At 62.0% G+C, this 22,443-nt stretch carries 19 protein-coding genes and 1 riboswitch; of the genes, 6 read left to right on the forward strand and 13 right to left on the reverse strand.

The window, feature by feature from the left end; genetic code table 11:
* Window positions 1–24: 24 nt before the first annotated feature.
* A complete protein-coding gene (recJ, locus tag BFN67_RS09330) occupies window positions 25–1,809 on the forward strand; it encodes a single-stranded-DNA-specific exonuclease RecJ (protein WP_080919353.1) in 1,785 nt (594 codons plus the stop codon).
* A 5-nt stretch (window positions 1,810–1,814) separates the two neighbouring features.
* Here the strand turns inward: recJ and BFN67_RS09335 are convergent, their stop codons facing one another.
* From BFN67_RS09335 to folE, 3 genes are all read right to left on the reverse strand, one after another.
* Window positions 1,815–2,777 carry a patatin-like phospholipase family protein gene (locus BFN67_RS09335; protein ID WP_080919510.1) on the reverse strand — a complete coding sequence of 321 codons (963 nt, stop codon included), beginning with the start codon at window positions 2,775–2,777 and terminating at the stop codon, window positions 1,815–1,817.
* 83 nt (window positions 2,778–2,860) lie between these two features.
* Window positions 2,861–3,262, reverse strand: coding sequence for a phosphoribosyl-AMP cyclohydrolase (gene hisI, locus BFN67_RS09340; RefSeq protein ID WP_342587442.1), 402 nt, complete (start codon window positions 3,260–3,262; stop codon window positions 2,861–2,863).
* 97 nt (window positions 3,263–3,359) lie between these two features.
* Window positions 3,360–3,989 (reverse strand): GTP cyclohydrolase I FolE, encoded by a 630-nt coding sequence (gene folE, locus BFN67_RS09345; protein WP_080919511.1) that lies wholly within the window; start codon window positions 3,987–3,989, stop codon window positions 3,360–3,362.
* 219 nt (window positions 3,990–4,208) lie between these two features.
* Here folE and BFN67_RS09350 point away from each other — a divergent pair, with 219 nt between their 5' ends.
* Window positions 4,209–4,655, forward strand: coding sequence for an iron-sulfur cluster assembly scaffold protein (locus BFN67_RS09350; RefSeq protein ID WP_080919355.1), 447 nt, complete (start codon window positions 4,209–4,211; stop codon window positions 4,653–4,655).
* A 130-nt stretch (window positions 4,656–4,785) separates the two neighbouring features.
* On the opposite strand, the gene BFN67_RS09355 is transcribed toward BFN67_RS09350, so the two are convergent.
* The gene (locus tag BFN67_RS09355) at window positions 4,786–5,835 is read right to left on the reverse strand and encodes an LLM class flavin-dependent oxidoreductase (RefSeq protein ID WP_080919356.1); all 1,050 of its coding nucleotides are present in this window, start codon (window positions 5,833–5,835) and stop codon (window positions 4,786–4,788) included.
* Between the two features lie 234 nt (window positions 5,836–6,069).
* Between BFN67_RS09355 and yidD the strand changes: the two genes are divergently transcribed.
* Window positions 6,070–6,444 carry a membrane protein insertion efficiency factor YidD gene (gene yidD / locus BFN67_RS09360; protein WP_080919357.1) on the forward strand — a complete coding sequence of 125 codons (375 nt, stop codon included), beginning with the start codon at window positions 6,070–6,072 and terminating at the stop codon, window positions 6,442–6,444.
* Between the two features lie 110 nt (window positions 6,445–6,554).
* Entirely contained in the window at window positions 6,555–8,540 is a 1,986-nt protein-coding gene (gene thrS, locus BFN67_RS09365; protein WP_080919358.1) for a threonine--tRNA ligase, read from the forward strand.
* A gap of 52 nt (window positions 8,541–8,592) precedes the next feature.
* Here thrS and BFN67_RS09370 read toward each other — a convergent pair whose 3' ends face one another.
* Entirely contained in the window at window positions 8,593–9,549 is a 957-nt protein-coding gene (locus BFN67_RS09370) for a hypothetical protein (protein WP_080919513.1), read from the reverse strand.
* A 157-nt stretch (window positions 9,550–9,706) separates the two neighbouring features.
* Here BFN67_RS09370 and BFN67_RS09375 point away from each other — a divergent pair, with 157 nt between their 5' ends.
* The gene (locus tag BFN67_RS09375; protein WP_080919512.1) at window positions 9,707–10,291 is read left to right on the forward strand and encodes a nitroreductase family protein; all 585 of its coding nucleotides are present in this window, start codon (window positions 9,707–9,709) and stop codon (window positions 10,289–10,291) included.
* Between the two features lie 10 nt (window positions 10,292–10,301).
* Here the strand turns inward: BFN67_RS09375 and BFN67_RS09380 are convergent, their stop codons facing one another.
* Together BFN67_RS09380 and BFN67_RS09385 are read right to left on the reverse strand one after the other, a co-directional pair.
* Window positions 10,302–11,180, reverse strand: coding sequence for an HpcH/HpaI aldolase/citrate lyase family protein (locus BFN67_RS09380; protein WP_080919359.1), 879 nt, complete (start codon window positions 11,178–11,180; stop codon window positions 10,302–10,304).
* The gene (locus BFN67_RS09385; RefSeq protein WP_080919360.1) at window positions 11,180–11,632 is read right to left on the reverse strand and encodes a MaoC family dehydratase; all 453 of its coding nucleotides are present in this window, start codon (window positions 11,630–11,632) and stop codon (window positions 11,180–11,182) included. The genes BFN67_RS09380 and BFN67_RS09385 overlap by 1 nt, the downstream gene beginning before the upstream one ends.
* Window positions 11,633–11,783: 151 nt before the next feature.
* On the opposite strand from BFN67_RS09385, the gene BFN67_RS09390 reads away from it, so the two are divergent.
* On the forward strand, window positions 11,784–12,905 hold the full coding sequence (locus tag BFN67_RS09390; protein ID WP_080919361.1) for a DUF2336 domain-containing protein: 1,122 nt from the start codon (window positions 11,784–11,786) through the stop codon (window positions 12,903–12,905).
* A gap of 69 nt (window positions 12,906–12,974) precedes the next feature.
* Here the strand turns inward: BFN67_RS09390 and BFN67_RS09395 are convergent, their stop codons facing one another.
* The 6 genes from BFN67_RS09395 to BFN67_RS09420 form a co-directional block, all read right to left on the reverse strand.
* Window positions 12,975–15,035, reverse strand: a complete 2,061-nt coding sequence (locus BFN67_RS09395) for an FUSC family protein (protein ID WP_080919362.1) — start codon at window positions 15,033–15,035, stop codon at window positions 12,975–12,977.
* Between the two features lie 78 nt (window positions 15,036–15,113).
* Window positions 15,114–17,177 carry a DNA topoisomerase IV subunit B gene (parE, locus tag BFN67_RS09400; RefSeq protein ID WP_080919363.1) on the reverse strand — a complete coding sequence of 688 codons (2,064 nt, stop codon included), beginning with the start codon at window positions 17,175–17,177 and terminating at the stop codon, window positions 15,114–15,116.
* Between the two features lie 184 nt (window positions 17,178–17,361).
* The gene (gene gcvP, locus BFN67_RS09405) at window positions 17,362–20,178 is read right to left on the reverse strand and encodes an aminomethyl-transferring glycine dehydrogenase (RefSeq protein WP_192856792.1); all 2,817 of its coding nucleotides are present in this window, start codon (window positions 20,176–20,178) and stop codon (window positions 17,362–17,364) included.
* A gap of 14 nt (window positions 20,179–20,192) precedes the next feature.
* The gene (gcvH, locus tag BFN67_RS09410) at window positions 20,193–20,561 is read right to left on the reverse strand and encodes a glycine cleavage system protein GcvH (RefSeq protein WP_080919514.1); all 369 of its coding nucleotides are present in this window, start codon (window positions 20,559–20,561) and stop codon (window positions 20,193–20,195) included.
* A gap of 5 nt (window positions 20,562–20,566) precedes the next feature.
* Complete coding sequence (gcvT, locus tag BFN67_RS09415) at window positions 20,567–21,667, reverse strand: glycine cleavage system aminomethyltransferase GcvT (protein ID WP_080919365.1); 1,101 nt, start codon at window positions 21,665–21,667, stop codon at window positions 20,567–20,569.
* A 146-nt stretch (window positions 21,668–21,813) separates the two neighbouring features.
* A riboswitch (glycine riboswitch) is annotated at window positions 21,814–21,900 on the reverse strand.
* Between the two features lie 102 nt (window positions 21,901–22,002).
* Window positions 22,003–22,392 (reverse strand): helix-turn-helix domain-containing protein, encoded by a 390-nt coding sequence (locus BFN67_RS09420; RefSeq protein ID WP_080919366.1) that lies wholly within the window; start codon window positions 22,390–22,392, stop codon window positions 22,003–22,005.
* Window positions 22,393–22,443 lie beyond the last annotated feature (51 nt).

Here is a 22,443-nt window from a genome sequence, read left to right on the forward strand (position 1 = left end):
TACGGTTTTCAGCCTATGTCTGTCATGAGCGGCGACAGGCGATTCTTTCTCGATGTCAGGCGTTCGGCAGCCGGCGTGGCGTGGACCCACCGGCTCTCCGAGAGACAGGACATGGCGGCGCTGGCCATTGCGCAGGGCCACGGCGTCACCGACATTGTCGCGCGCGTGCTTGCCGGGCGCGGCGTGCTGGCGACGGATGCGGCTTTATTCCTTGCCCCTACCATCCGCGAACTTCTGCCCGATCCGGCCTCTCTGACCGATATGGACAAGGCTGCTTCGCGCATCGCGGATGCCATCGTGGCAAAAGAGAAAGTGGCGATCTTCGGCGATTATGACGTCGATGGCGCTGCTTCGTCTGCTCTGCTCAAGCGGTTTCTCACGCATTTCGACGTGCCGTGTGAAATCTATATTCCTGATCGCATTTTCGAGGGTTACGGGCCGAATCCGGACGCAATGCGTGAACTCGTCTCACGCAACGCCAGGCTTGTCGTCACCGTCGATTGCGGCACCAATAGTGCCGCTTCCATCGATGCCGCAAGAGAAGCGGGCGCCGACGTCGTGGTTCTCGACCATCATCAGGTGGGCGGCCCGCTTCCGGAGGCCAATGCGGTCGTCAATCCCAACCGCGAGGACGATCTGTCGGGGCAGGGGCATCTGTGCGCCGCCGGTATCGTCTTTCTGGCTTTGGTTCAAACCGCTCGCATTCTCCGCAGCCGTCTGCCGCAGACCGCCCAGCCCGATCTGCTGCTGCTGCTCGATCTGGTTGCGTTGGCCACGGTCTGCGACGTCGTGCCGCTCACCGGCGTCAATCGCGCCTTCGTCGTCAAGGGTTTGCAGGTCATGCGCCAGCAGACGAATGTCGGACTGGTCGAACTTGCCCGTGCCGCGCGCATAGGCGAGCCGGTAAGCAGCTTTCATCTGGCGTTCCTGATCGGTCCGCGCATCAATGCCGGCGGCCGGATAGGCGACGCGGCTTTAGGCAGCCGTCTGCTGGCTGCGGACGATCCGGTGGAGGCACGCACGATTGCCGAAACGCTCGATCGGCTGAATCAGGAACGGCAGGCCATGGAGCAGGAGATGCTGGCCGAGGCGCGAGCCGAGGCCGATGCCGAACTGGCAAGCGGTAATGGTCCGGCGGTAATCGTCACCGCTTCCGAGACCTGGCATCCGGGCATTGTCGGGCTGATCGCTTCGCGACTGAAGGATCATGGGCGCCGCCCGGCTTTCGCCATTGCCTTCAACGCCAGCGGGGTCGGCACGGGCTCCGGCCGTTCCGTGCCAGGCTTCAATCTCGGTCGACTGGTGCGCGAAGCGGCGGATGCCGGGCTGCTGGTCAAGGGCGGCGGACATGCCATGGCAGCGGGCCTCACCGTCGAGCGGGAGAAATTGGGAGCCCTGCGCGCCTTTTTCGAGGAACGGGCGGCGGCGGACGTCTTTCGCCTGCAAAACGAGGAAAGCCTGCTGATCGACGCCGCCCTTTCAGCAGAAGGCGCTACGCTGGACCTGCTGGATGCGCTGGAGCAAGCCGGCCCCTATGGCGCTGGTCATGTCGCGCCGCTATTTGCCTTGCCGCGCCACCGGCTGAACGAGGTTCGTCTGGTCGGCGCCAATCATGTCCGAGCCGATCTCCAGTCGGAGAGTGGCGGCCGTCTCCAGGCAATCGCCTTTCGCGCCGCCGACACCGCGCTTGGCGATTTCCTGTTCCAGAACAGGGGCCGCCCCATACATCTGGCGGGCTCTCTGTCGGGCAATTACTGGAACGGCAATCGCAGGATCCAGTTTCGCATTGTCGATGCGGCGCCGGGCTGACCTGATTATGCCAGTGTGGCCCGTAATTGCTCAAGCTCGGCAACCCTTCCCATCGTCGCCTCGTACCCCAGGGCGATCAATTCGTCGGCACGATGGAATTCGGTCAGGCCGATATGACCGAGCTTGGGCTGCAGCGAGATATCGGGCGGGTCGCCGGCGAGCCGGGCGCGTGAAATGCGGTCCTGTATGATGTTGAAAGCTTCCACCATGACGCCGGTGATGCCGAGCTTGGCCTCGCGCGTCTGGTGCCCGCCGAGAAATCCCGCCTGATTTGCGTCTTTGGCCACCGTCAATTCTCCGGCATTATGGCGGATCACGGCAGCCCGTCCGTAGATTTCGTGACTGAGATTGACCGCCACGACCAAAGGCTCCTCATAGGCGCGGCAGACGGAGACCGGCACCGGGTTGACCAGTGCGCCATCCACCAGCACACGCCCATTGCAGTTGACCGGTTCGAACACGCCGGGCAGGGCGTAGGAGGCGCGCATGGCATTGATGAGGGAACCGCTCGACAGCCAGATCTCATGGCCGGTGCGGATTTCGGCGGCTACGCACACGAAGGGCTTTGGCAAATCCTCGAAACGGAGTCCGTCGATATGCTCGCGCAGACGGGCGTCCAGTTTCATGCCGCCGAACAGGCCGTTGCCGCCGAAATTCAGGTCGAGCAGGCCAAAGATGCGCCGCCGCGTCAGCCCGCGCGCGAAGGCTTCCAGTTCATCGAGCTTTCCGGCCAGATAACAGCCGCCGACCAGCGCGCCGATCGACGTGCCGGCGATCATCGAAATCTCGATACCGGCTTCGTCCAGCGCCCGCAACACGCCGATATGCGACCAGCCACGGGCGCAGCCGCCGCCGAGCGCCAATGCTATTCCGGTCTTTTGGAGATTGGAGGCCGTAGCGCCGGATAGGGCAAGGCTATCTGCCCCTTGAATTTCCGGCCTGCTTCGCAATGACGCCCATTCGAGCATCATGGTCTCCCTTGTCTCGCTCCAAGCTTACAGAGTGTACGTATCGAAATGATGAATTGGAATGAGGGAAGTAGATGAGGTCGTCACGTTTGCTTCCGATACGTTTCATGCGCATCGGACGGAGCTTCATCGGCATAATCAGAAAGAGTGGCCTTGCCGTCGATCAATTGCACAGTCCGATAAAAACATGAACGCCGGCCAGTGTGACAAGTTGCATTGTGGCCGGCAACTTTTACACGCAACCATATCGCGTCCTGGTCGCAATCCGTGAGCACGGCTACGACATGCTGGAGATTGCCGGAGGTTTCGCCCTTCTTCCAAAGTGTCTTGCGCGAGCGCGACCAGTAATGGGCGACACCGGTCTGCAAGGTGAGCGCCAACGCCTTGGCATTCATATGCGCCACCATCAGAAGCGTGCCGTCCCGGTCGTCGGTGACGACGGCCGTCACCAACCCGCTGGCATCGAAACGCGGCGTGAAGGACAAGCCTTCTTCCAGCAAAACCTTGTCCCGAGGCGGGGATGGAAACACCGGATTCCCCACCGCCTGCGCAGCGGCGGCAGAAGAGGTTTTACCGGCCTCGTTATTTCCCACCATTGCGAACCATGGCCATGAAACGCGCCTGCTCCTCGGGCGAATCCTCGAAGGCGCCGGTGAAGCTGGAGGTCAGTGTCGTCGAGCCCTGCTTGCGGATGCCGCGCATGGCGATGCACATATGCTCGGCCTCGATCAAAACAGCGACGCCGCGCGGCTTGAGCACATTTTGAATGGTGCTGGCGATCTGCGCCGTCATGGTTTCCTGCGTCTGCAGGCGGCGGGCGAATATCTCCACCACGCGGATGATCTTCGACAGGCCGACGACCTTGCCATCCGGCAGATAGCCGACATGCGCCTTGCCGATAATCGGCACCATGTGGTGCTCGCAATGCGAATGAAAATCGATGTCCTTGACGATGACGATGCCGTCGTAACCCGCCGTCTCCTCGAAGGTCCGGCCAAGATCCTCGACGGGATCCATGTCGTAGCCGCCGAACATTTCACGATAGGCCTTTGCCACGCGCTTCGGCGTGTCGAGCAGGCCTTCCCGCTCCGGATTGTCTCCCGTCCAGCGGATCAGCGTGCGCACAGCCGCCTCGACCTCGGCCTGGCTAGGACGCTCAACGCCCGGCTGGTGCGGTACCTGAGGCACGAACTTCTTCACAACGGCATCCATGAAGATGTCTCCGTTTGTTCCCATGGGAACACAATTCCAAATCGCCCTTCGCGGTTCCTTCGGGAGGCACGTCGAAAGCCGTGTTGCGACTTAGCAGGGCTGGATGATCAGCGCACCTTGCCGTTGCCGAAGCGCAGTCATTATATAAGGATGGATGCGACGAATGAAAGTGTACTAACGGCGATTGCTGGTCACGTTCCGCCAGCGGAATGAAAAATCATGATCGATGATGTCTATAACGCGAAAATCCTCGGCTTTGCAGGCAATATAGCCCGCATCGGCCGTCTGGAGCATCCCGACGCCACCGCACGCGCCCATTCCAAGCTATGCGGCTCGACGGTGACGGTCGATCTCAGGATGGAGGGCGACGCCGTCACCGATTTTGCCCATGACGTGAAGGCCTGTGCGCTCGGCCAGGCCTCGTCTTCGATCATGGCCGCCAATGTCATTGGCGCCACAGCGGACGAGTTGCGGGCCGTGCGTGAAACCATGCTGAAGATGTTGAAGGAAAACGGGCCGCCACCGGAAGGCCGTTTTGCCGACCTGAAATATCTGGAACCGGTGCGCGACTACAAGGCGCGCCATGCCTCGACCATGCTGACCTTCGATGCCGTTGTCGATTGTATCGACCAGATCGAAAAGAAACGGGTAGAGGAGGCGGCCTGAACCGCCTCCCGGTAGGTAGCAATCTCCGACCTGGAGCGAGACAGGTCGAATTGAACCGCCTTCTCGCTCCAGATATTTGTTTTGCCGCATGATCTTATCCGAAAAGCCTCCAACTTTTCGGGTCCTGACCCTAAGCCGCCTCGTCCTTTTCGGCCAGCATATCCCTTACCATCGGGATCACCTTGGTGCCGTAGAGTTCGATGCTTTTCATCATCTTCTCGTGCGACGTGGTGCCTGATGAGTATTTCAGGTCGAAGCGGTCGTTTCCAAGTGTTCTGATGGTCGCTGCGATCTTGCGGGCCACGGTTTCAGGCGAGCCTGCATAAGTGGAGCCGCTTTCGATCTCGCGGATGAAACTTTCCTTTGTGGTCGGCGGCCAGCCACGCTCGCGGCCGATGCGGTCATGCATCGCCTTATAGCCCGGCCAAAGCTCCTCGCGCGCCGCCTCGTCGGTCGCCGCAACATAGCCCGGCGAATGCACGCCGAGCGGCATCGGCTTGGCGCCTGCTTGCTCCTGCGCCTGCCTGTAGAGGCTCACGAACGGCAGGAAGCGTTTCGGATCGCCGCCAATGATCGCAAGCGTCATCGGGATACGGTAATGCACCGAACGCATGACGGATTCCGGGCTGCCGCCGACACCGATCCATGCGCTGAGTTTGCCGTCCTCGACCTGCGGATAGACCGTCACGTTTTTGAGCGGCGGCCGCAACTCGCCTTCCCAGTTTACCGGCCCGTTTTCAAGCAGGGCGGCGAACAGGTCGAGCTTTTCGTTGAACAGCGTTTCATAGTCGTTGAGCTTGTAGCCGAACAACGGAAAGGATTCGGTGAAGGAGCCACGGCCGAGGATCACTTCCGCGCGCCCGTTCGACAGGGCGTTCACCGTCGAAAATCGCTCGAACACCCGGATTGGGTCGTCGGAAGACAGCACGGTGACAGCCGAACCCAGCTTGATACGCTCGGTGCGAGTGGCGATGCCGGCCAGCACGACCTCTGGCGCGGAGACGGCAAAGTCGGCACGGTGATGTTCGCCTACGCCGATGAAATCTATGCCGACTTCATCGGCGAGGATGGCTTCGTCAACCACATTGCGGATGACTTGGGCTTGAGGCAATAACTTGCCATCCACGCCGACGGTGACATCCCCAAAAGTGTCCATTCCAAATTCGACAGGCTTGCTCATGGTCGGTCTCGATCCGCGGGAAATCCGGCCACGGCCGGTCGCGAAAGGGGCGCCGCCGAAAAGTTCGGGTTGGCGCCATGTTGTTTGCAGCCAAGATAGGGATAGCGTTGGCAGTGTTCAAACTGAACAATCTGCACTCACTGTTCAGCATTAATTGACAAAACACAGCGCTCCCGGGATCGCGATCGGTGATCGCGTCGCAATAGCGGCGCGAGTCGCTTATCTTATGCGCAAATGAATCCGCTGCACGATCATACGCACGGCAGAACCGGCAAAGGTCGCTCCCGCAACTGGAGCGGCCCTTGGCCGCGCACGCCGACGCGCGTGGCCGGCATCGGGCTGGTTCGTCTCTATCAACTTACGCTCTCCGGCTTTATCGGCAACACCTGCCGGCATCTGCCGACCTGTTCGGAATACGCCTATGAGGCGATTGCACGACACGGATTGTGGGCCGGCTTCTGGCTGAGCCTGTTTCGGGTCGCGCGCTGCGGACCAGGCGGCACATGCGGCATCGACAATGTGCCGGAGGTGCTCGGCCGACACTTCGCCTGGTGGGCGCCCTGGCGTTACCGGCTGGCGGGAAAAAAGCGCAATTCAGCCGGAGCTTGATCGTTCCACGCCTTTACGGAGCTGGAATCTCTGCCTAAAAAGCGCTCGCTGCCGTTTTGACCCGGCCATCACCACCCGCGCTCGTTTGCGGGACTGGATAGGAGATTCCAATGCCTGACGTTTCCCTCACATTCCCCGATGGTTCCGTGCGCGACTATGACGCCGCGACGACCGGCGCGGGGCTTGCCGAATCCATTTCCAAATCGCTGGCCAAAAAGGCGGTCGCCTACACGTTCGACGGCGCATTGCGCGACCTTTCCGATCCGCTGGGCTCTTCCGGCAAGGTCGAGATCGTCACCCGCGACGACCCGCGCGCGCTGGAATTGATTCGCCATGACGCCGCTCATGTGCTGGCTGAAGCGGTGCAGGAATTGTGGCCGGGAACGCAGGTGACCATCGGGCCGGTGATCGAGAACGGCTTCTATTATGATTTTGCCCGCAACGAGCCGTTCACGCCCGAGGATTTCCCGGCAATTGAAAAGAAGATGCGCGAGATCATCCAGCGCAACAAGCCGTTCACCAAGCAGGTCTGGTCGCGCGACAGGACCAGGCAGGTGTTTGCCGACAAGGGCGAGGCCTACAAGGTGGAACTGGTCGATGCCATTCCGGGCGATCAGGACATCAAGATCTATGCCCAAGGCGACTGGTTCGATCTTTGCCGCGGCCCGCATATGGCCTCCACCGGCCAGATCGGTTCCGCCTTCAAGCTGATGAAGGTAGCCGGAGCCTATTGGCGCGGCGACAGCAACAATCCCATGCTGACGCGCATCTACGGCACGGCATGGGCCGATCAGAAGCAACTTGACGCCTATCTTCACATGCTGGAGGAGGCCGAGAAGCGCGATCATCGCAAGCTGGGCCGGGAGATGGATCTGTTCCATTTTCAGGAGGAAGGGCCGGGTGTCGTCTTCTGGCACGCCAAGGGCTGGAAGCTGTTCCAGAACCTGATTGCCTATATGCGCCGTCGCCTCGGCGACGATTATCAGGAGGTGAACGCCCCGCAGATTCTGGACAAGGCGCTATGGGAAACGTCTGGCCATTGGGGCTGGTATCAGGAGAATATGTTTGCGGTGAAGTCGGCTCATGCCTTCACCCATCCCGACGATCCCGATGCCGACCAGCGCGTTTTCGCGCTCAAGCCGATGAATTGTCCCGGCCATGTCCAGATCTTCAAGCATGGCTTGAAGTCATACCGCGATCTTCCCATCAGGCTTGCGGAATTCGGTGCGGTCCATCGTTACGAGCCGTCCGGCGCGCTGCATGGGCTCATGCGTGTGCGCGGCTTCACGCAGGACGACGCGCACATCTTCTGCACCGAGGAGCAGCTTGAGGCTGAAATTCTCAAGATCAATGATCTGATGATGTCGGTCTACAAGGATTTCGGCTTCGAGGAGGTGGTGGTGAAACTCGCGACCCGTCCGGAAAAGCGCGTCGGCACCGATGCGATGTGGGATCACGCCGAGGATATTTTGCGGCGTGCGCTCGCTCGCATGGCGCGCGAGGACAACCGCATCAAGACCGGCATCAACGAGGGTGAAGGCACCTTTTACGGTCCCAAGTTCGAATATACGCTGAAGGATGCCATCGGTCGCGAATGGCAATGCGGCACCACGCAGGTCGATTTCAACCTGCCGGAGCGCTTCGGCGCCTTCTATATCGGCGCGGATTCGGAAAAGAAGCAGCCGGTCATGGTGCATCGCGCCATTGTCGGTTCGCTGGAACGCTTCCTCGGAATCCTCATCGAAAGCCATGCGGGTCATTTCCCGCTATGGTTCGCCCCGCTACAAGTGGTGGTGGCGACGATTACATCCGATGCCGACGGCTATGCCGGCAAGGTCGTCGCTGCTCTGAAAGCCGCCGGTCTGTCCGCCGAAGCGGATCTGCGCAACGAGAAGATCAACTACAAGGTGCGCGAACACTCGCTTGCCAAGGTGCCGGTGATCCTGGTGTGCGGCAAGCGCGAGGCGGAAGAAGAGACGGTCAATATCCGACGGCTGGGGTCGCGCGATCAGCATTCGCTCGGTCTGGCTGAAGCTGTTACGGCGTTGGCCGAAGAAGCCACACCGCCGGATTTGCGACGTAAGCAAACGGCCTGACAGGTTCAAGGCGGCGGAAGAATCCGCCGCCTCTTTCATCTCAAAACCTTGATTAGTCGGCCCCTTCTTCGGGGTCGATGGCATTCTCTTCGGAAGCGATGACTTCGACTTCCGTATTGCGGCCGGCAACCACGGTGAAGTCCTTCTGGTAGATTCGGTCGCGGTTCTTGGCGATGGCCGTATAGTCGCCCTCTGCCAGCACCATGGGCGCGAAGGCGCCGACGCTTTCCTTGATCGGGTCCCCGGCCTGGTTGAGCACCGACCATGAGGTGTCGGCTATGGCCTCTCCGCCCGAATCCCGTACCAGTTTGAGAGTGATTTCGGCCGCCCGGTGCTCGACGGTCGCCGCGGTCAGCTTGCCTGCCTCGACCCGGATATCGGAACGAATCACCGCGTTGACCGCGCCATAGGTTGAGACGACGTGATAGGTGCCGGCATTGAGGCGCACCACCGTGTCGGGTTGCACATTGGGGATGATCAATGCGTGCTCGCCATGTGAGTCGGTTTCGCTGTCATAGATGGAGAAGCGCAGTTTCTTCGGCGGTATGCGCACCCCGCCGGAAAGCACCGCGTTCAGCTTCAAACCGCCGGCATCCAGTACCATGCTTTCGTGTTTGGCATGATCGGTGACGGTGATGCGCTTGGTAGCGCCGGCGCGGCCATAGGCGGCATGAACCAGATAGCTTCCCGGATCGAGGTGGAAGACACTGGTGCCGCCATGCGCGGAAGCAACCATCGGCAATTTGCCGTCAGGGCCTGGTTTCGGCTTGAAGACGCGCCACACCAGTCCACGCGTGATATCCGGCCCCTTGTCGATCAACTGGGCGCTCAGCGTGATCTCGCCGTCCTTTTCAGAATGCGGCGCGGCCCTGTCATGCGGTCCGCGATAATCGGTCATGCCCGGCAGTTTGAAATCTTGCAGCGCACCGCCATCGCGGGCATGCGCGGGTGCGGCGGCAAGAGTGACCGCGAGTGCAAAAAGGAAAAGCGGACGAGAGCCGAGGAACATGCTTGCCATGAAGCCCAAGGCGGTGGCAATTTCAAGACAGAAGACTCACCGGCTTATCCGGCAAGACGACAAAATCGCCGCTTTCGAGCCAGCCCGCCGCCTGACGGCCTATGGCGTGCTTCAGGCAAAACCAACCAGACAGACCGGAATTTGCGCTATGACCTCGCCGATCATTGATTTCCTGCTGGCCCGCACCTCCGTACCGATTCAGGACCTCAAGGAGCCGGCACCGAACGATACCGAGATCGCCACCATGATTACGGCGGCAGTGCGCGTGCCGGACCATGGCCGCTTGGCGCCCTGGCGCTTCATTCTCTATCGCGGCGAGGCGCGGGTGGAGATCGGCCAAAAACTGGCCGCTCTTGCCGAAGAGCGCAATGGGCCAATGCCGGAAGGGCGGCGTAACCAGGAATTGACGCGCTTTTCGCGCGCGCCGCTGGTGATCGGCGTGGTGTCGAGCGCCAAGGATCACCCGAAAATCCCGCAATGGGAGATGCTTCTTTCCGGCGGGATGGCGGCCATGAATCTCATTCTCGCCGCCAACGCGCTCGGCTACGGCACCAATATGATCACCAACTGGTATTCGGATATGCCGGAGGGCAGGGCGATCCTCGGCCTTGCGCCGGATGAGCGGGTGATCGGCTTCATCCATGTCGGCTCCTATGACGGGCAGGTTCAAGACCGGCCGCGGCCCGATCCAGCGACGCTTTACGGCGACTATACCGGGCCATGGCAGGGATGAGGGTGAGGACTTAAATGGCGCCGGCTGCCTTCGCCCGCGTCAGTAACCGCTGGGCCAGGCGCAGATGCGGCCGGTCGATCATCTTGCCGTCAAGACCGACGACGCCGGGATTGCCGGCCGCCTCGAAGGCGGCAATAACGGCCTGCGCGTGCCGGATGGCCTCCGCCGAGGGGGTGAAGGCGGCATTGATGACGGGAACCTGCGCCGGATGGATGGCCATCTTGCCGGTGAACCCATCCCGTTCAGCTTCGATGCATTCCGCCTCGAAAGCCGCCATGTCGCGGAAATTCGGAAAGACAGTGTCGATGGCCGCGACGTCCGCCGCCGCCGCCGCCAGAATGGTCATTGAACGCACCAGGCGAAAAACATCGGTATAGCCACCGTCATCGTTGCGGGCGGGGCGCGCGCCGAGCACCGCCGAAAGGTCTTCGGCACCCCATGTGAGGCCGGCAAGGCGTTTGCTCGCACTGGCATAGCTGGCGGCTGCCAGCACGCCCGCCGCGGTTTCCGTGATGATCGGCAATATTCTGATCCGGCCGTCAGGCAGGCCGTTTTGCGCCTCCTGGACGCGCAGTTTGACGGCCAGTTGTTGCACATCATGGCCGCCGTTCGATTTCGGCAGCATGATGGCGTCCGGCCGCATGGGGACCAGAGCCGCGAGATCGTCGTCGGCAAGGCCGCTCGAAAGGTCGTTGATGCGAATGAAAAGCGTGGCGCGAATATCATCGCGGTGGGCGCAGAGCCAGTTGGCAGCGATGGCGCGAGCGGCTGCCTTGTTGGCCGGCGCGACCGAATCCTCCAGATCGACGATCAGCGCGTCGGCTTCGCAAGCCGCTGCCTTTTCGAGCTTTTTTTCCGAATCGCCTGGAACGAACAGCAGCGAGCGCATCAGGCCGGCTTCTTTCGCATCATCGCCTGACGGGTACATCTGGCGACCAGAGCATCGTGTTGGTTATAGGCGCGGTGCTCGAATTCGACGATGCCTCGATCCGGCCTGGATTTCGATTCACGCACCGAAATCACTGTCGTTTCGACGCGGATCGTATCGCCGTGGAAAACCGGATGCGGGAACACCGTTTCGGTCATGCCCAGATTGGCGATGATGGTGCCGACGGTGATGTCGTTCACCGAAATGCCGATCATCAGGCCGAGGGTGAACAGCGAGTTGACCAGCGGCTTTCCCCATTCGGTCTTGGCAGCGAAGTCGAAATCGATATGCAAAGGCTGCGGGTTCAAGGTCATCACCGAAAACAGCATATTGTCGCTTTCGGTCACCGTCTTGTGCAACGGGTGAGAGAAAACCTGATCGGCGGCAAGGTCTTCCAGATAAAGTCCAGCCATCGCAACTCCTCCTTCGCTGGTGATAGGCGCGGGCGGAACGGCCCGCAAGCTGCGGTCGCGTCGTTTCCTAACAAACATGGTGAACCGTTTGTAAATGATTTTTCCTTACGTCTACCGCCGGGTTTGGAAATATTGCGGGCGGGGTTGGCGAGTGGTTGTTTCGCATTTCCTGAAATGGGCCGCGGTTGCGCGCGTTGGCGAACGCGCCGCTGCCGCCAGCGCATTGGCAAGAGCTTACATCTCGCCGAATCTGAGCTTCGAGGATCATTGCGCCGCAGAAGCCGCGCTGACCCTGCTGCTTGACGATCCTTCGGCCAAGGTGCGGCAGGCGATGGCCGATGCCCTTTCGATGAGCAGCCATGCGCCGGTTCAGATCATTGCGGCGCTTGCAGCCGACCAGCCGGAAATTGCCGCCATGGTGATCGGGCGTTCGCCGCTGCTGACGGATGTCGACCTGATCGACCGGCTTGCCGCCGGGCGCAAGGAGACTCAGGCATTGATCGCGGGGCGTTCGCAGGTCTCCATGAGCCTTGCCGCAGCGATTGCCGAGATCGGCGAGCCGGAAGCATGTCTGGCGCTGCTCGCCAACAGCGGCGCCGATATAGCCTCGCTCAGTTTCCATCGGATGGCCGAGCGGCATGGCCATCTGGCCGGCGTGCGCGAGGCGCTGATCGCCGATGCGCGGCTGCCGGCTGATTGCCGACACATGCTTCTTCTCAAGGTCTCCGAAGCCCTTCAGGGGTCGCCGCTGCTTGTGGCGCTGATGGGCAGGACCGGAGCGGAGCGGGTGTTGCGCAATGCTTGCGTGAAGGCATCGATAACGCTTCTGGACAATACGCCAGCCGAGGAGCACGAGGCGCTGGTCGGGCATCTGAGGTTGCGTGGCGAACTCACGACAGGTTTCATCGTGCGCGCGGTCGCGCATGGCAAGGTGGATTTCTTCGGCTCGGCCCTGGTCATGTTGACCGGGCAGAGCGAGAGGCGGGTGAGGGCGCTTCTTTCGAGCGGGCATGACGGTGCCGTGCGAGCGCTGTTGCGTCGGGCCGGTTTGCCGGATGCAGCTCATGGGCCGCTGCTGCGTGCGATCCGGATATGGCGCGATGTCGCCAATGGCCGTCGCATCGCCGGCGTGCAGGAGGTTAGCTGGGCGATGCTGGAGGGCCTTGGCGATCAACCGGCGGAAAAGGAACTTGCTGGCATGATCCGGGCCATCCATGTCGATGCGTTGCGTGACAATGCGCGTCGGCATGCCCTGGCGCTGGCTGCCGCATAATATCGACGGTCATTTTGGATGACCGTTGGAGCGCGCGACCGCGCGCCGGCGACCTCTGGTATAAGTGGTTCAGGCGTGTTTACGGAAGAAGCTCGGATAAGCTTCGATTGCCGCGGCAATCACCCGCAATGAAGCGGCAAATTGCAGAAATTGCGCGCTGTCGCGAGTTGCACCCATACTTGCCGACTCCTCTCGCATGCGGGTTATGGCGGCAGACCAGCTATCGGCGGAAGCGCGCATTAAAAACGCGCGAGCCAGCCGCTTCAGGTAATCCGCGATCGGCAGGGCGATATCCGGGTTGCCGGCAGCGGTTTGCTGAAGCTTGCGCAGTCTGAGAATTTCCAGTCCGACCGTCACCGATGCGACGGCGCCACCGAACAATTTGTCGCCGCGTGATCCAAGCCTTTGCACCTGCGGCATCAACTGGTTGATCCTGTCGTAAGCCAGGCTCTCGAAGGCGGAACGACGCGGAATGCGCTCGCGCAGGCAAAGCCGCACAAGGTCTTCGCGCATGGCCTGTGCGATGCGGCGTGCCGTATCCAGCGGATTGGCCGGCAGCACCACGAGATAGACGCCGATGGCGAGCAAAATGCCGATCAGGATGGAGGCCGCGCCTGCCATGAATTCGAATGGATGATAGCCCATGGCCTGATAGGGATTGAGGAAGACCAGAAAGTTTATGGCAAAAGCGGTGGCGACGCCGACGATGCGTGGATTTGTCATCGCCAATGCTGCCGGCAGCAGCACCGGCACCACCAACAGGATAAACCAGCCGATCCCCGGCAGTACCGGCGTGGCGACCTGGCCAACGACAAAGGCGAAAGGCAGGGCAAGCACGGTTCCCTTGAAGAAGCCCCAGGCGACCTGCACGGGAGAGGGGCGCGGCGCGAACAGGCTGGCCACTACCGCAACGATGATGACCACATCCGCTGCCGGCGTCCATTGCGTCTCAAGCCAGAAGACCGCCACCAATAGCGTGGCGATTGCGGCGCGCACGGCATTGCGCCACGCCGCAAAGTAATCGCGATAAATGACGAGCGCCGGTTGCCGCCGGTCGCGTGGTCGATGACCGGCAGGACGGTTCAAGGCATCCAGCCCGCGCAAGACTTCTTTCATTGTATCGGCAAATTCACCGGCGATCGAAAGCCGTGTCAGCGTGCCGACCTTGTCGGATCCTTCCGTGCCGATATCGGCCGAAACATCATGCGCCTTTGCCGAAATCGCCTCGAAGCGCGCGATCCAGGGCCGCACGTCGTTCAGCGCGCCTGATGTCTCCGCCAGTTCCTTGACCAGTTGCCGCAATTCCCGGCGTACCGGCAATAGTGCCTTGTTGTCCGGGGCTTTGTGGGCGTGCAGGATCCGCGCCGTGGAAAGCGCCGAAAGCAGGTAGCCGATCGTGCGCCGTACCGGATGAGCGCGTCCCGTCAGGCTCGGAGCCTCCAGCCTTGCGTAAGTGCGCATCTCGTTGAGCGCCTGGGCATCGACGAGCAGCTTGCGGTGAAGCGAATCGAGCTTGTCGGTGTCTTCATCGCCGAATGCGCTGGCAGCATAGGATGCAAGATCGATGATACAGCGCTTGAGGCGCGCGCTCATGGCGTCGCGGGCGAGTTGCGGCAGGAACAGGCGGCTGGTTATGCCCGCGCACACGATGCCGACGGCGATTTCGGCACAGCGCGCCGTCGCCAGATCGAAGATGAGGTGCGGGTGGCCGAAAGCCGGCAGGCCGACGATCGTCGCCGTATAGCCGGCAAGCGCCGCGCCATAGGCTTCCGGGTTGCGCAGCAGCGAGGAGATGAAGGTACAAAGCCCGATCCACAGCGACAGCACCACGATGAATACCCAAGGGTAGGCGCCAAGCGTGGTGGCGAGAGCGACCGCCATGATTGCGCCGGCCAGCGTACCTATCAACCGGTAGAAGCCTTTCGCCAGGACCATGCCGGCTACCGGCTGGGCAACGATGAACACTGTCATCATCGCCCATTGCGGGTGTTCCAGCTTGAACAGATAGGCGGCGAGCAGGGCGATCAGCCCGGCGCAGGTCGTACGCAGGGCAAAGACCCAGTCCGAGCGCGTCGGGCTGATGAGTGCGCGCGGTGATCTGCCCAACCGGTCGAGAATGCGCTCCCACATCAGCACGGCCCCGTCTTGCGGCGTGTGCGGAAGGCCCTTTTCATGGGGTGCGAGGGCGCGGGCATCGCCAGGCCGCGCTCAGATGTCCAGAGAATCCGTTTCGGCGAATTCGGCCCGCTCCTGGATGAAGTGGAAGCGCGCCTCGGGCTTGGTGCCCATCAATGCATCGACCGCGTTCTTGGTGGCGGCCTCCTCGTCCAGCACATCGACCCGAAGCAAAGTGCGCTTCTTCGGGTCCATTGTGGTTTCCTTGAGCTGGCTGGCCATCATCTCGCCGAGGCCCTTGAAACGGCCGATCTCGACCTTGCCACGGCCGGAGAAGTCGGTGCGCAGCAACTCGTCCTTGTGGGCGTCGTCGCGCGCGTAAGCGACCTTGCCGCCCTGCCGGATGGAATAGAGCGGCGGCACGGCCATATAGAGATGACCGCCACGGATCAATTGCGGCATCTCCTGGTAGAAGAAGGTGATGAGAAGCGAAGCGATATGCGCGCCATCGACATCGGCATCCGTCATGATGATGACGCGGTCGTAGCGCAAATCCTCATTGCGATATTTCGAGCGCGTGCCGCAGCCGAGCGCCTGGGTGAGATCGGAAATCGTCTGGTTGGCGGCGAGCTTTTCATTGCCGGCGCTGGCGACATTGAGGATCTTGCCGCGCAGCGGCAGCACCGCCTGGCTGGCGCGGTCGCGCGCCTGCTTGGCCGAGCCGCCAGCCGAATCGCCCTCGACGATGAAGATTTCGGCGCCGGCGGCGGCGTTTTGCGTGCAGTCGGCCAGCTTGCCGGGCAGGCGCAGCTTGCGCACCGCGCTCTTGCGCGACACTTCCTTTTCCTGGCGCCGGCGCACACGCTCGTCGGCGCGGGCGATCACCCAGTCGAGCAGCTTGGATGCTTCCTGCGGGTTGGCCGCGAGCCACAGGTCGAACGGGTCGCGGATGGCGTTTTCCACGATGCGCACGGCTTCCACCGTCGCCAACCGATCCTTGGTCTGGCCGACGAATTCGGGTTCGCGAATGAACACCGACAGCATGCCGGCTGCCGAGATCATCACGTCTTCGGAGGTGACGATGGAGGCGCGCTTGTTGCCGACGAGATCGGCATAGGCGCGCAGGCCGCGCGTCAGCACGTTGCGGAAACCGGCCTCATGCGTGCCGCCTTCGCCGGTCGGGATGGTGTTGCAATAGGAACTGAGGAAACCGTCGCCGCCATACCATGTCACGGCCCATTCCACCGAACCGTGGCCGCCTTGCTTGTCGCTCTTGCCGGAAAAGATTTCGCGCGTGACCTGGAAATCGCCATTGAGCGAGGCGGCGAGATAGTCCTTCAGCCCATCGGGGAAATGGAATGTGGCGCGCGCCGGCGTGTCGTCCTTGTCCTTGATCAGCGAAGGGTCGCAAATCCAGCGGATTTCGACGCCACCGAACAGATAGGCCTTGGAGCGCGTCATGCGCAGCAGGCGCGCCGGCTCGAAGGTCGCGCCCTTGCCGAAAATCTGTTCGTCGGGGTGGAAGCGGATTTTCGTGCCGCGCCGGTTGTGAATTTCGCCAAGCTGCTCCAGCCCGGCGACCGGATGGCCGCGTGAAAAACGCTGGCGATAGAGTTGGCGGCCACGCGCGACCTCGACCTCGAGATGATCGGACAGCGCGTTGACCACCGAGACGCCGACGCCGTGCAGGCCGCCGGAAGTTTCGTAGACCTTGGAATCGAACTTGCCGCCCGAATGCAGGGTCGTCATGATGACTTCGAGCGCCGGCTTCCTGAATTTCGGGTGCGGATCGACGGGGATGCCACGGCCGTTGTCGGTCACGGTCACGAAACCGTCGGCCGAAAGCTCGACCTCGATGAAGGTGGCATGGCCGGCGACTGCCTCGTCCATGGAATTGTCGATCACTTCGGCAAACAGATGATGCAGCGCCTTGGCGTCGGTGCCGCCGATATACATGCCCGGCCGCCGCCGAACCGGCTCCAGACCCTCCAGCACCTCGATGTCGGCGGCGCTGTAGCTTTCCGCTCCGTCGCGCGCGGCGGGAGTGCTGGCCGAGTTGCCGGCTTGCCGCGCCGCCTGCACCAGCGGATCGACCGGGCGCGAGGTGGAACGCGGCCGCTTGTCCGCGGTGCCGAAAAGGTCGTTCATGTCGTCCATAAGAACCGGTTCTTCAAAAGCGAATCACACCACGATAGTGGCATGATTTGCGTTTCGGATCATTGAGGTTCGTGTTCCGTTCAGGGAGCAGCCCGCTCTTATCGTTTCCCGGCAAGCGAGGCAAGCGTCCGCACACTATGAAAGGGGCCGGACCTTCGCCCGGCTCCTTTGGCTTTTGGCGCGATTATTCGGCCGCCGCGTCGAGATAGGCCTCCACCGGCGGGCAGGAACAGACAAGATTGCGGTCGCCCGCGACATTGTCGATGCGCGAGACCGGCGGCCAGTATTTGGCGGCCGTATCGGCGTCGCCCGCCGGGAAGGCGGCTTCAAGGCGCGAATAGGGGTGTTTCCATTCGCCTGCCAGAGCTTCGGCAGCGGTATGCGGAGCGTTGACCAGCGGGTTGTCATCCTTCGGCCACTCACCCTTCGCCACCCTTTCCGCTTCACCGGCAATGGCGATCATCGCCGCGATGAAGCGATCCAGTTCGCGTTTCGGCTCGGACTCGGTCGGTTCGACCATCAGCGTGCCCGCCACCGGAAACGACATGGTCGGGGCATGGAAGCCATAGTCGATCAGCCGCTTGGCGATGTCGTCCACACTGGTACCCGAACCTTCCTTGAGCACGCGGGTGTCGAGGATGCACTCATGCGCGACACGCCCGCTGCGGCCGCGATAGAGCACCGGAAAATGCTTTTCCAGCCGCGCCACCAGATAGTTGGCCGAAAGGATTGCCGTTTCCGTCGCCTGTTTCAGCCCGGTCGCGCCCATCATGCGGATATACATCCAGGTGATCGGCAGGATGGAGGCACTGCCGAAGGGCGCGGCGGCCACCGCATGCGCCGACCCCTCCGCGACATGGCCCGGCAGATAGGGCTTCAGGTGCGCCTTGACGCCGATCGGTCCGATGCCGGGGCCGCCGCCGCCATGCGGAATGCAGAACGTCTTGTGCAGGTTCATGTGGCAGACATCGGCCCCGATATCGCCCGGACGCGCCAGACCGACCAGCGCGTTGAGGTTGGCGCCGTCGAAATAGACCTGTCCGCCATGCTCATGCACGATCGAGCAGATGTCCTTCGCGCCTTCCTCGAACACGCCGTGTGTCGACGGGTAAGTGAACATCAGCGCCGCAAGCCTGTCGCCATGTTCCGCCGCCTTCGTCTTCAGGTCGTCGATGTCGATATTGCCGTCTTCGGTACAGCGCACGACCACCACGTCCATGCCTGCCATGGCCGCACTTGCCGGATTGGTGCCGTGGGCGGAGGAGGGGATCAGGCAGATGGTCCGATGATCCTCGCCGCGCGAATGATGATAGCGGCGGATCGCCAGCAGCCCGGAATATTCGCCCTGACTGCCGGCATTGGGCTGCAGCGAAACCGCATCGAAACCGGTGATCTCGGAGAGCCAATCGTCCAACTGGCCGATCATCTCGCGATAGCCGGCAGAGTGTGCCTTTGGCGCAAAAGGATGCAGATTGGCGATCGTGGGCCAGCTTACCGGGATCATCTCCGCCGCCGCGTTGAGCTTCATCGTGCAGGAGCCGAGCGGGATCATGGCGCGGTCGAGGGCAAGGTCCTTGTCGGCCAAGCGGCGCAGGAAACGCATCATCTCGGTTTCGGAGCGGATTTCATGGAACACGGGTTGCGACATGAAATTCTTGCCGCGCCGCTCCTCCGGCAGCATCGATGCCGCTTCCACTGGCGCCGTCGCGCCGAACAGTGCGGACAGCGCCTGAAGATCCTCCTCGGTGGAGGTTTCATCGAAACTGATGCCGATCCGGTTTTCGTCTATCAGCCGGACCAGTCGGCCGGACTGTTCGGCTTCGGCAGCAATTGCCTTGGCGCGGCCTTCAACCGTCACCGTAACGGTGTCGAATATCTCCACGCCGGCAACCGTCAGGCCTGCGCTCGCGAGCCCTGCCGAGAATCGGGCGGCCAGGTTGTGAATGTGCTGCGCCATGGCTTGCAGGCCCTGCGGCCCGTGCCAGATGGCATAGGCAGCCGCCATATTGGCGAGCAGCGCCTGCGCGGTGCAGATGTTGGAGGTCGCCTTGTCGCGGCGAATGTGCTGCTCGCGTGTCTGAAGCGCCAGACGATAACCGGGCCTGCCTTTGGTATCGACCGACTGGCCGACCAGCCGGCCGGGGATCAGGCGGGTCAGCCTGTCGGAAACCGCCATATAGGCCGCATGCGGTCCACCATAGCCCATGGGAACGCCAAAGCGCTGCAAGGAACCGACGGCAATGTCGGCGCCTTGCTTTCCGGGCGCTTCGACCAGCGTGAGCGCCAGCGGATCGGCCACGGCAATAATCAGGGCGCCGGTGGCCTTCGCTTCATCGACAATCGCTGAATAATCGCCGAAGACGCCGAACGTGTCGGGCCAGGGCACGATCACCGCTGCTGTCTGATCGTCGGCCTTGTCGGCTTCGATTCTGATGCCGAGCGGCTCGGCGCGCGTTTTCACCACGTCCAGGATTTGCGGATGCAGCGCGCCCGCGATGACCACTTTGGGCCGCTTGCCGTAATGGAAACGCCAGGCGATGCCAACGGCTTCGGCCACGGCGGTTGCCTCGTCGAGCAGCGAGGCGGAGGCGAGGGGCAGGCCGGTCAGTTCGGTCACCAGCGTCTGGAAGTGGAACAGAAGCTCCAGCCGTCCCTGGCTGATCTCGGCCTGATAGGGCGTGTAGGCGGTGTACCAGGCCGGATTTTCAAACAGGTTGCGCTGGATCACCGGCGGCACATGCACGCCATGATAGCCGGTGCCGATGAAACTTTTCAGAACGGTGTTTTTGGCCATGATGGCCGAGAGTTCACCAAGTGCCTCGGCCTCGCTCGCCGGAGCGGGCAGGGCCAGCGGCCGGTCGATGCGGATCGACTTCGGTACGGCCTGGGAAATCAGCGTTTCCACCGATGGCACGCCGATTGCGGCGAGCATGGCGCATGAATCGTCTACACCCGGCCCGATATGGCGGGTCGAGAAGGAAAATGGTGCCGTGGTCATGATTTTTCGTCCTGCTGTCAGCCGATATGAGCCTTGTAGGCGGCCTCGTCCATCAAACCGTCGAGTTGGCTTTCATCGGCAAGCTTCATCTTCCATAGCCAGCCGTCCCCGGTCGCCGCCGTATTGACCAGCGCCGGATCGGAGGAAAGCGCGCCGTTGGCTTCGGTGATTTCGCCATCGACCGGCGCATAAACGTCGGAAGCGGCCTTCACCGATTCGACCACCACCGCCGTATCGCCCTTGGCGAGTTTCTTGCCGGCATCCGGCAGTTCGACAAAGACGAGGTCGCCAAGCTGTTCCTGCGCATAATCGGTGATACCGACGGTGGCGACGCCTCCTTCGACAGAGAGCCATTCGTGATCTTCGGTAAAATAGGTCTTCGCCATAAAAATCATCCTTTGCGGTAGTGGTGAGGGGTGAAGGGTAGGGAAACGATCACGACGGGAATCTTGCTGCCGCGCACATCGGCAAACAGTTGTGTTCCCGGTTTTGCCAACGGCGCTGCGGCATAGCCCATGGCGACCGGATGGCCGACGGAAGGGCCGAAGCCGCCTGAGGTAACGCGGCCGGCGGGTTTACCGTCTGCGTCGGTGAGGGCGGTGCCTGCGCGTACGGGCTGCCTGCCTTCCGGCTTGAGGCCGACACGTTTTTCGTCAGCACCGCGCGCAAGAATGGCGCGCAGTGCCTCGGCTCCAATGAAAGTGCCCGATGTGCGCAAGTCCTTGGAGATCGCCCACGTCAGGCCGGCGCTCGCCGGGTCGGTCTCTGCTGTCAGATCCTGGCCATGCAGGCAAAGCCCGGCCTCCAGCCGCAGGCTGTCGCGCGCGGCCAACCCGACCCAGGCGACGCGTTCGTCTTCAAGCAGGCTGCCGAGAAGGGCACGCGCATCCTTTTCCGGCAGGCCGATCTCGAAACCGTCCTCGCCGGTATAGCCGGAGCGGCTCATGAACCAGTCCTGTCTTGGTTCGATGCCGTGCATGAATTGAAGCGTGGCGGCGTCGACACCGGCGCTGGAAAGTGCCGCTTCGGCGTCCGGTCCCTGTATGGCCAGAAAAACGCGGTCGAGCGGCTTGATTTCCGTGTCGAAACCCTTCGCTACCGCGCGCAGATGCGCTTCGTCCGCAGCGGCATTTCCGGCATTCGCTACCAGTACATAGCGCTGGTCGCCCAGCCTGGTGACGATGAGGTCATCGAGGATGCCGGCGGCTTCGTTGAGAAAGAAAGTGTATCTGGATTGCGAAAGCTCCAGCGCCGCCGCATCGAGCGGGCAGGCGCGGGCCAGCAGCGCGGCAGCGCCGGGGCCTGAAATCTCGAACAGCTTCATGTGCGAGATGTCGAACAGGCCGACATGGTCGCGGGTGTGAAGGTGCTCCTTCATCACGCCGGCCGGATAGGTCAGCGGCATCGACCAGCCGGCAAAAGCGCCGAACTTGGCGCCGGCAGCGAGATGCAGGTCCTCGAGGGGAAGATGTTTGGTTTCGTCGCCCGCCATGGTTTCTCCAGAACAACACGCGGCAGCCGCACCATGCGGCCACTCCGTGCCCCTCTGTCTGAAGCCTGAGAGACTCGCGCCCCGGAACTCTGTCGGCAGCGCTTACACCTTCGGCGCGGGGTAAACCCCGACTTTCCAGAGCGTCTTGGCCTGCTACGGTTCTTTTGCCTGAGAGATTTCGGGCGATTTCCCCTTCGGCGGCAGCTTTCGCTACTCTCTCCCGTGAGCAGGCAGGGTCGTTAGACCCTCGACGCGCATTGCATAGCCTAGCGGCAACGCCTTGTCACCTGCCGGCGACAAGGCGCGCAAACAATGCTGCGTGATTTCTTTTGACCCTAGCGGGCGCCGGTTGTAGCGAGCCGATCCAGATCGCCCTGAATACGACCGATGAGCTGTCCGGTTTCCAGATGGAGCAGTTTCAGCCGGGCCAATTGTTCGCCTACCGCGCCGGCGGTTTCTTCCTCGCTCGCCTCGGAAGGACCGATGCCGACGCCGTGCAACAGCCAGGACAGGCTGACACCAAGCATTCCGGCGAGTTTTGTAAGTCTATGAGAGCCTGGTTGAGAGCGGTCGGTCTCCCAGGCGAGGACCGTGGATTTCTTGACGCCGAGGCGTCCAGCCAAGTCTTTTGTGTTCAGTTCGCTGGCGTCGATGGCTCGTGAGAGACGCCCGCCAAACGTATCGAAATCCGGTGATTCTTCAAAGATATTCGTGGTGTCGGACACCCGATACACCTCCTGATTGATCGTCGTTGGGTTCTGCCGGCGGTCACCGAC

The organism is Manganibacter manganicus (assembly GCF_002075885.1).
Taxonomy (GTDB): Bacteria; Pseudomonadota; Alphaproteobacteria; order Rhizobiales; family Rhizobiaceae; genus Mesorhizobium; species Mesorhizobium manganicum.